The sequence below is a fragment of the Bradyrhizobium sp. Leo78 genome (assembly GCF_059512425.1).
Genome location: NZ_JCAMOT010000087.1, coordinates 1 through 9,523, shown reverse-complemented (window position 1 = coordinate 9,523; position 9,523 = coordinate 1). Strand labels below are relative to the sequence as shown.

The following is a 9,523-nucleotide window of genomic DNA, read 5'->3' as shown; positions in this document are numbered from 1 at the left end:
TGTCTGAGCGCCGCATTCTCTGCTTCAAGTCGGCTCTTCGACTTGAGGGGCGAAGCCAAGACGGCCAGTACGAAACAAAGCAGCCCGATCATCCCGCCAACTTAGCCGAATCCGTCACATCATCAGCTCGGACAAGCTTTTCGGTACACACAGAAGCTCCGCCAGCATTCGTCCGACACCTGCCAGCTTGCCTTCAATGATATGCGCCTTCACGAAAGCCTGCGGCTTGGGGAGGAGGGCGAAGGATTGGAGATCGCCCTTTCCAATCTTGAGGGTGGGCGCATCGGCATCGCCATGCAGGCGGTAGGCATGGCAAGGGCCGCTTTCGAGGCGGCCCGTTCCTATGCGAAGGAGCGCACGACCTTCGGCAAACCTATCATCGGGCATCAGGCGGTGGCCTTCCGCCTCGCTGACATGGCCACCCGTACAGAGGCGGCGCGATGCATGGTGCTCCATGCAGCGGAGCTGCGGGAGGGGGGACTGCCCTGCCTCACCGAAGCGTCGATGGCCAAGCTGTTCGCCACCGAAATGGCCGAGCAAGTCTGCTCCGCCGCGATCCAGATACATGGTGGCTACGGCTATCTCGCCGATTTCCCCGCGGAGCGAATCTATCGCGACGTGCGAGTGTGTCAGATCTACGAAGGCACGAGCGATGTACAGCGTATCGTCATCGCACGCGCGTTCTGAGGTGGAGATTGCGTTGCTGCAATTCAAAAAAGCGGCCAGTTCGACCTTCTCAGCCACGAGAAGCAGATTCTCCTTTGCTTCAGTGAACTCAAGAGTACGGAGAACGTCGACCGAACTGTCTGATTTTCAAATTGAGAGAGAACTTATGCTTGCCGTCATTGAAAACCTCGAGGCCCGTCGTTCCGGCGCCAAGCTCGGCACGCCCTCTCAGAAATGAGGACCGAGAATGACCGTCTATGTCATCGCGCTGGTAAAGTTCACCCAGGAGGAATATTACCGCCGCTACCAATCCCGCTTATCTTCAGAGGCTTCAATGACCGCCTGCTGGCAGCCGACGAGAAGCCGAAAGTTCTCGATGGCGAGTGGACGCGCGACAAGGTCGTGATCATGGAATTTCCCGACGAAGCGGAAGCGATACGCTTCCTTGATTCACCTGCCTATCAGGAGATCTCCAGGGATCGCATCGCCGGCGCAACTGTGCTGTCGCTGCTCGTGAGCGGGCTGCCGTCGCCGCTAGGCGCATGATTGATCGCGTAAACTGAACAAGCGGTTAGATATTTGCGTTTCAGCGATCGATGCGGTTGGCCTATACGTTCCGCGTCGTTACCTCGAGCGGAACACGCCGATGATCAAATCCACCAGCTCGCTTTCCTCGGTCTCCCGGACGGCCGCCGCGCTCAACGGAAGCGTCGATGCCGCGTCGTATCGTGCGGCCATGCGCTACCACGCCGGTGCCGTGGCGATCCTGTCCGCGGGCACGCCCGGAGACAGGACCGGGCTTACGGCGACGTCGGTTTGCTCGCTTTCGGATACGCCGCCGCGGCTGATCGCCTGCGTGAACCGCTCGGCGAGTGCGCATGGTCTGATCCGGCGGACTGCCGCGTTCGGCGTTAACCTGCTTCAGGCGGAGCAGGCCGAGCTTGCGAACGTATTTGCCGGCCGCCGCGGCATCGAGCGCGACGATCGCTTCACGGACGCGGATGGATGGCTCTCGCTCACGACCGGGGCACCGATCCTGAAAAGTGCACTCGTCAGCCTCGACTGCGAGCTCGTCGACGAACATCCCCACGATACCCACTCGATTTTCGTCGGGCAGGTTCGCGCCATGCATTTGTGCGATGGTGTAACGCCGCTGGTCTATTTCGGCGGGCAGTTCTGCGCGATCGCGCCGCAGGTCGACTGAGACGTCGGGCTCCGAATCGTTCAGCTGCGTGCTCTGAAGACCTTCTGAACTGTCGTCGTCAGCGCGGTTGCGGCTGGTGAGAACGACTGGCCCTTCAGCGAGACGATGCAAACCGTGCGTTCGAGCGCCGGGTTGACGATCGGCAGGGCCTGCATGGTTTTCTTCAGCGGTCGCGGCAGCGCAATCATCGGCAGGATGCCGACGCCGAGGCCGGCTCCGGCCAGTGCGCCCAATGTGTGGCTATGCTCGACCTCGAACTTGATCTTCATCTGAAGACCGCGCACGGCCAGCGCGCGCTCCAGCATTGACCGCAGCGCCGTCGATTTCGAGTTGAGCAGGATCGGATAGGCTGAGAGCTCGGCGAGGTCGACCGCGCTGCGCCTACGGAATGGAAAGGCGCGCGTCGCCAGCGCATAGATCGGGTCGCGGAACAACGGCGCGAACTGAAACTCGGTCGAGCCGTCCATCTCGGGCCCGATGCCGAAATCGGCCTCCCTGCGCCGCAGGCAGTCGAGCATGTCTTCCGCCGCCAGCTCTCGCAGGTTGATGTTGATGCCGGGATAGCTCGCCTGGAACGCGTACAGCGCCTGCGGCAGCGCGGTTGCCGCGATGGTCGGAACGCATGCCAGCGACAGGGTGCCGCGCTGGATATCGATGACCTCGCGGATCTCGCGCAAGCCGTTCTCCCATTCGCCGAGCGCGCGCCGCGCGTGGGTGAGGAGCTGCAGCCCTTCCGCGGTCAGCTCGACGCGCCGCGTGGTGCGGTGAAACAGTGCGGCGCCGACCTGATCCTCGAGGAGCTTGATCTGCATGCTGACAGCGGATTGCGAGCGGTTCAACTGCTCGGAGGCTTGGCGGAAGCTCTTGTTCTCCGCGACGGCGATGAACATATGCAGCAGCTTGAAATTGATCTGCGACATCGATTGCGGGCTCCGGGCAGGTGGCTGCTCATTGTTCGATAGAACTGAACAGTTCTTAAGATAATCTCGTTGGAAAGATTAGTGCCGGATATCTAGCATGATTGTGTTGGCCGCGGGAGCCGATCCCGCGGCGCGATGCAGAAAAGTGCCCCTGATGTCCTTCACGATCCCCAAGCCGCGCACGCGCCGGGTCCAGCGCTCCGAACTCGCGGTGCCCTCCATCTCGACACACTTCTTCGAGCGCGCCGCGCGAGGCCCCGCCGATTTCATCTTCCTCGATCTGGAGGACGCCGTCCCACCGGCGCGCAAGCCGGAAGCGCGCGAGATCGCGATCGAGGCACTCAACACGATCGATTGGGGCAACAAGACGCTCGCGGTGCGCATCAACGGCCTCGACACCGAATGGGCCCATCGCGACATCATCGAGATCGTCGGCCGCTGTCCGCGCCTCGACCTGGTTATGGTGCCCAAGGTCGGAACCGCATTCGACGTCAGGTTCGTCGATGCGCTGCTGGCGGGCCTGGAGCGCGAACATCCCCGTGCTAGGCCGCTCGGCATTGAGATCCTGATCGAGACCACGCTCGGCCTCGCCAATGTCGATGACATCGTGCAGGCGTCGGACCGGCTTGAGGCCGTGATCTTCGGCATCGGGGACTATTCGATCGATCTGCGTACCTGCGGCGAGATCATCGGCGCCTCCGACCCGCGCTACGCGGTTCTCACCGACCCGGATGAGCGCGGCGCCCGCCACATGCACTGGAACGATCAGTGGCATTTCGCGCTGGCGCGGATCGCCAATGCGTGCCGCGCCCACGGCCTGCGCGCGATCGATGGCCCATATGCGAATTTCGGCGATCCGGTCGGGTTTCGCGCAAGCGCCGAGCGTGCCGCCGCGCTGGGCTTCGAGGGCAAATGGGCGATCCATCCCTCGCAGCTCGATATCGCCAACGAGGTGTTCTCGCCGACCGCGCGCGAGGCCGCCTGGGCGCGCGAGATCATCGCGAAGATCCAGTCGGCGAGCGCGGGCGGTGACGGCGCCTTCGGACAGGACGGCGTGCTGATTGACCTTGCGGTGCTGAAGCGGGCGCAGGCGATCATCGACCGCCAATCGGCGATTGCCGCGGCGGGCAGGGAAGGAGCACGCGATGTCGCATGAGCCACCACTGGCCGGAATCCGCGTGCTCGATATCGCGACCTTCGTCGCGGCGCCGTTCTGCGGCACCGTGCTGTCCGATTTCGGCGCCGAGGTCATCAAGGTCGAGCAGCCGGGCACAGGCGATCCGCTCCGGCGGTTTGGGACCCCGAGCGACTGCGGCGACACCTATGTCTGGCTCAGCGAAGCCCGCAACAAGAAGTCGGTGACCCTCGATCTGCGCAGCGCGCGAGGCGCATCGCTGTTCCGCGAACTGGTGCGCAAGTCCGACGTGGTGCTGGAGAATTTCCGGCCCGGCACGCTGGAGAAATGGGGGCTCGGCTTCGAGGCATTGAAGGAGATCAATCCGAAGCTCGTGATGCTCCGCGTCAGCGCCTACGGGCAGGACGGACCGATGCGCGACAAGCCGGGCTTCGCGCGGATCGCGCACGGCTTCAGCGGGCTCGCCTATCTCGCCGGCGAAGCCGGACGCCAGCCCGTGATGCCGGGCTCGACCTCGCTTGCTGACTACATCTCGGGCCTGTGGGGAGCCCTCGGCGTGCTGCTGGCGCTACGTCATGCCGAGTCCACCGGACATGGCCAGGTCGTCGACATCGGGCTCTATGAATCGGTGTTCCGCCTGCTCGACGAGATGGCGACGGTGTTCGCCAAGACCGGCTTTGTCCGCGAGCGCCTCGGCGCTGATACGGTCAATGTTGTGCCGCACAGCCACTACCAGACCAGCGACCGCAAATGGGTCGCGCTGGCCTGTTCGAGCGACAAGATGTTCGAGCGGTTGGCCGAGGCGATGCAGCGGCCCGAGCTTGCGACTGATCCGCATTATGCGACCATGGCTGCCCGGCTGGCGCGGCGCGAGGAGGTCAACGGCATCGTCGCCGACTGGATCGGCAGCATGCCGCTCGAGCGGACGCTGGCGGAATGCGAGCGCTATGACGTGCCGTGCGGGCCGATCTACAGCATCCGCGACATCTTCGACGATCCGCAATATCGCGCCCGCGGCAACATCGCCGAAGTGCCGTCACGCGCCGGCCCCATTGCCGTGCCGAGCGCGATCCCGCGAATGTCCCGCACTCCGCCACAGTTCAAGCACGCCGGCGTTTCGCTCGGCGCCCACACCGACGAGGTCCTGACGGCGCTGGCGGGTGCGTCCGCGGCGATGCTCGCCTCGCTGCGCAACGACGGGGTCATCTGACGTGACCCGATCCTCCCATTGCAACGAAAGAACGATGCCATGACCAGGCAGATGAAACTGATCGCTTTCCTGCAGGCCCAGAATTGCTCGAACTATCCGGCGTCCTGGCGCCATCCGGACTCGAAGCCGAACTGGTTCTCGCGCGACTACTACGAGCACATCGGCCGTACGCTGGAGCAGGGCAAATTCCATCTCGCCTTCTTCGACGACCGGCTGGCGATCCCGGACCGCTTCGGCGACGATTTCAGGGAGACGATCCGCCACGGTGTTCGAGCGGCGAAGCTCGATCCGGTCTCGGTTGCGCTGACGATGGGGCTGGCGACGGAACGCCTCGGCATCGGCGTGACCTACTCGACCACCTATTACGAGCCGTTCCACGTCGCGCGGGTGTTCGCGACGATGGACCTACTGCTTAACGGCCGCGCGGCGTGGAACGTCGTGACGTCGCTGAACGACTCCGAGGCCGCGAATTTCGGAGCCCAGGCGCATCTCGGCCACGATCTGCGCTACGACCGGGCCGACGAGTTCATGGAGGTCGTGCTCGGGCACTGGAACAGCTGGGAGGACGGCGCCGTCAGCTTCGACCGCGAGAGCGGCGTGTTCGCCGATCCGGCAAAGGTGCATCGGCTCGACCACCACGGGCAGTTCTTCCGCTCGCGTGGCCCGTTCACGGTACCGCGTTCGCCGCAGGGGCACCCGGTGATCATCCAGGCCGGGCAGAGCGGCCGCGGCAAGACGTTTGCGGCGCGCTGGGGCGAGCTTATCTTCGTCATCTATCCCAATCTCGATATCGCCAAGAGGCAGTATGCGGACCTGAAAGGGACGCTGGCGAAGACGGGCAGGGATGTCAGCATCGCGCCGGCAGTCTATCCGCTCGTCGCCGAAACCCAGGCCGAGGCCGAAGACAAGTTCGCGGCGATCAAACGGCTCGCCAGGCCGATCGATGCCCTGACCCTGCTGTCGGAGGTGCTCAACTACGACTTCGCGGCAAAGCCGATGGACGAGACGTTCAGCGCAGACGAATTGCAGTCGATCAGCGGCCTGCAGGCAATCCGCGACCGTGTGGTCAATCTCAGCGGCAAGCCCGATCCCACCCCGCGCGACTTCGTCCAGTTCAGCGGCCGGGGCACGCTCGCCGAGTTGCCGACCTTCGTCGGCTCGCCGACGACAGTCGCCGACCAGATGGAGCGCTGGTTCACCGAAGGCGGTTGCGACGGCTTTGTGGTCGCCGCCACCCACGTGCCGGGCACATACGAGGATTTCGTGCGCCTGGTCGTACCGGAGCTGCAGCGCCGCGGGCTGTTCCGGCGCGAGTACGCGGGCGACACGCTGCGTGAAAATCTCGGTCTGCCGCGGCCGCAAAGCGAGCATTCGCACAACAGCGTACAGGAGGCGCGCACCACCCCCGGATAACGTCAGCCGAAATATCGGCGGCGCTGACAACGATCAAAACAAGACATCAATAGGGGAGGCTTAAAGTGACCACGACGGGCGTCAACGCGGGGGGCCGGCTCGACCGGCTGCCAATCGCCGGATTCCATTATCGGATATTCGCGCTGATCGGAGCCGGACTGTTTGTCGACGGCTTCGAGATCTTCCTGGCCGGCAGCATATTGGGCGCGCTGGTGCAGTCCGGCTGGTCGGACCTCGAGCACAATGCGCGCTTCATCTCCGCGACCTTCGTCGGAATGCTGATCGGCGCCTGGCTGGCGGGCGTCGCCGGCGACCGCTTCGGCCGCAAGTTCGCCTACCAGGCCAATCTGCTGATCTTCGGCCTGAGCGCGCTCGCGGCCACGCTCGCACCGTCGATGAACTGGCTGATTGCGGCCCGCTTCGTGATGGGGCTCGGCCTGGGCGCCGAGATCGTGGTCGGCTACGTCGTGCTCAGCGAGTTTATCCCGCCGCAGCAGCGCGGCCGATGGGGCGCGGCGCTGGCAACCTGCACCAATGGCGCGCTGTTCGTCGCGACGCTGGTCGGCTGGGCCGTCATTCCGCATCTCGGCTGGCGCTGGATGTTCGCGATGTGCGGCATCGGCGCGATGATCGTCTGGTTCCTGCGGCGCTCGCTGCCGGAATCGCCGCGCTGGCTGGAGACGCAGGGCCGCAGCGCCGAGGCGGAGACGGTGCTGTCGGCGATCGAGCAGGAGGTCGGCAAGGGCCGGACGCTGCCGACGCCGGCCTATCAGCCGGCCCCGGTGCTGCCCGATGTGCGGTTCACGCGGCTGTTCTCGCGTGCCTTGATTGCGCGCACCATCGTCGGGTGCCTGATCCTGATCGGGCTCAATACCGCGGTCTACGGCTTCATCGCCTGGATGCCGACCTTCTTCGTCAAGCAGGGCATCAACCTGTCGTCGTCGCTCGGCTACACCATGCTGATGACGCTCGGAAGCCCGTTCGGGACGCTGGCCGGTATGTGGATCGGCGAGAAGATCGACCGCAAGCCGTCGCTGATCGCGCTGTCGCTGCTCGCCGCCGGACTCGGATTGATCTATCCGATGTTCATCAATCCCACTACATTCGTCGTGATCGGTTTCCTGCTGGTATTCACGGTTGCGGTGATGCTGGCGCTGGCCTGGGGGCTCTACATCCCCGAGTTGTTCCCGACTGAACTTCGGATGCGCGGCTCCGGCATCTGCAACACCGCCGGACGGCTGATGTCGATCGTGACGCCGTTCATCGTGGTCGAGCTGTTCACCCGCTTCGGCGTCACCGGCGTCGTATCGGTGGTGGCCGGTCTGCTGGTGCTGCAGGCGATCGCGGTTGCGGTGCTTGGCATCGAGACGCGCAAGCGTCCGCTTGAAGAACTGCGGCCGGAGCTGATGGAGGACGGCGCGTCACGGACGCTGGTGCGCAGCTTGCAACCGAGCCCCGGCGGGATCAGGGCCGGCGGCGCAGAGTAGAACCAGCACGTATTCGGACGTCGGTAATGCGGGGACCTCTCGCAAGGCAGGATCACTCACGGCTGCGCTAGCCTCTGGAAAGACGAGCAGATTGCGCCGATCAAGCGCATTTCCAGCTCTCTCTACCGGCTTGGCAGTGTCGCCGGTATCCAACTCTCTCGTCGTGATCACAAAGGATCATCGCAGCGTCCATGGGAAGGAGGCGGTCCGCTGCATGCAGGGACCGTGTCGGACGAGAGGAAGCGCCATGGGACCCGCTGGGCGTGACTTCGACGCCGCTTGATGAAGCGGTGAGCGGACCCCAGATCCATGACTAAAGGGGACATGGCCGAGATCATCGATGCATTTGCCCAGGCTGCCATGCGCGCCGCCTTCGACGTCGTCGAGCTCCATTGTGCGCATGGATAGCTGCTGCATTGGTTCTTAGAGGCTCATCAAACCCCGCTGATCAAATGATCATGAGCCTGGGGCACGCTCATCCAATTGTCCACGTCGACTAGCCTCCGAAAATCATCATATCGCGCACGCCCCGAATGTTCGCGAGCGTTGCCATTCCTGAAAACGCAAGCAGTGCGATCCAGACCCAGCGACCGGGCGGGACGAGCAACACGGCGAAGATGACGAGGTAAAGGACAGTGCCAATATAGCCGTCGGCCGTACGGTCGGGCCAAGGGCGCATCGGCCACTCCTTGACAGCCCTCACCGAAAACCAGACAGATCATGCGGCCGACAAATCGGTCTGATACAGCCCGACATAAATCATTGCTGCCGCGCTCACCGCGGTGCCGGCAAATGCAATATAGCGATACACGCTCATCGTTGCCGCCAAATCTTGCGCGCATCGTATCAGATGCTGAGCCAACTAGGCTGACGCCCCCAGACTCACTGCCCTACTTTGATAGCTTCGGCCTGAGGCCCGGAAAGGTTAACTGCATCCGAAAAATTCCTGTCCTGGGAGCCCCGTTTGTCATCGCGCGGGAACCCCTGGCTGAACGTTTCCGGGGCGTCTCAAGCGGCGGGGCCGCTCTGATAACAGGCAGTGCAACGAAGTACTATGATCATGCGACGAATGCCCATTTTCGCTCGGATAAGCCCAGTGGTGCGACCAGTAAGTCATTGATTGTTCTCTACCCGTCGCTATCTCTTAATCAGCGCCCCCGTCCGAGCCTTGATGCGCTCGCCAACGAGAATCGTTTTCTCCAATAGCTTCTTTAGACAACGGTTGAGAGCAAAACGAATTCGTTGCGGCGTTGTTTGTCGTCGGACGGCCACGCCGGAAGTGCCTGCTGGTTTTCCTCGCGTCCATTTGGCTCAAACATGAGCAGTAGAGAAAATCCCTCAAGCGGCTTTTCTTTCCCTCCGGATGATGAAGAAGAGTTCCGATGGGGGAGGGGGAAACGCGTGAATCGCCCCTGTGTGTACCGAAAACCTCATTCGAGTTGATGACGTGGTGGAATCGCCTAAGCCGGCGGAATGATCGGGCTGTTT

The 9,523-nt window shown here is 63.4% G+C and carries 8 protein-coding genes and 1 pseudogene; 7 read left to right on the top strand and 2 right to left on the bottom strand.

The genetic code is table 11. From position 1 onward, the window contains the following. Window positions 1–153: 153 nt before the first annotated feature. The 3 genes and pseudogenes from AC5ZG1_RS42520 to AC5ZG1_RS42510 form a co-directional block, all read left to right on the top strand. Window positions 154–687, top strand: a pseudogene (locus AC5ZG1_RS42520) (acyl-CoA dehydrogenase family protein); the annotation flags it as partial. 213 nt (window positions 688–900) lie between these two features. Then, complete coding sequence (locus tag AC5ZG1_RS42515; RefSeq protein ID WP_496136380.1) at window positions 901–1,212, top strand: DUF1330 domain-containing protein; 312 nt, start codon at window positions 901–903, stop codon at window positions 1,210–1,212. Between the two features lie 100 nt (window positions 1,213–1,312). Beyond that, window positions 1,313–1,870 (top strand): flavin reductase family protein, encoded by a 558-nt coding sequence (locus AC5ZG1_RS42510; protein ID WP_496136379.1) that lies wholly within the window; start codon window positions 1,313–1,315, stop codon window positions 1,868–1,870. Between the two features lie 20 nt (window positions 1,871–1,890). Here the strand turns inward: AC5ZG1_RS42510 and AC5ZG1_RS42505 are convergent, their stop codons facing one another. Then, on the bottom strand, window positions 1,891–2,790 hold the full coding sequence (locus AC5ZG1_RS42505) for a LysR family transcriptional regulator (RefSeq protein ID WP_496136378.1): 900 nt from the start codon (window positions 2,788–2,790) through the stop codon (window positions 1,891–1,893). Between the two features lie 154 nt (window positions 2,791–2,944). Between AC5ZG1_RS42505 and AC5ZG1_RS42500 the strand changes: the two genes are divergently transcribed. The 4 genes from AC5ZG1_RS42500 to AC5ZG1_RS42485 all read left to right on the top strand — a co-directional run bounded on the left by AC5ZG1_RS42500 (window position 2,945) and on the right by AC5ZG1_RS42485 (window position 8,035). Further along, a complete protein-coding gene (locus tag AC5ZG1_RS42500) occupies window positions 2,945–3,946 on the top strand; it encodes an HpcH/HpaI aldolase/citrate lyase family protein (protein WP_496136381.1) in 1,002 nt (333 codons plus the stop codon). Next, window positions 3,936–5,135, top strand: a complete 1,200-nt coding sequence (locus AC5ZG1_RS42495) for a CaiB/BaiF CoA transferase family protein (RefSeq protein ID WP_496136377.1) — start codon at window positions 3,936–3,938, stop codon at window positions 5,133–5,135. The genes AC5ZG1_RS42500 and AC5ZG1_RS42495 overlap by 11 nt, the downstream gene beginning before the upstream one ends. Before the next feature lie 39 nt (window positions 5,136–5,174). Further along, a complete protein-coding gene (locus tag AC5ZG1_RS42490) occupies window positions 5,175–6,548 on the top strand; it encodes an LLM class flavin-dependent oxidoreductase (RefSeq protein ID WP_496136376.1) in 1,374 nt (457 codons plus the stop codon). A 65-nt stretch (window positions 6,549–6,613) separates the two neighbouring features. Beyond that, window positions 6,614–8,035, top strand: a complete 1,422-nt coding sequence (locus AC5ZG1_RS42485; protein ID WP_496136375.1) for an MFS transporter — start codon at window positions 6,614–6,616, stop codon at window positions 8,033–8,035. A 496-nt stretch (window positions 8,036–8,531) separates the two neighbouring features. Here AC5ZG1_RS42485 and AC5ZG1_RS42480 read toward each other — a convergent pair whose 3' ends face one another. Next, window positions 8,532–8,714: a hypothetical protein gene (locus AC5ZG1_RS42480; RefSeq protein WP_496136374.1), complete on the bottom strand. Its 183-nt coding sequence runs from the start codon at window positions 8,712–8,714 to the stop codon at window positions 8,532–8,534. Between the last annotated feature and the right edge of the window lie 809 nt (window positions 8,715–9,523).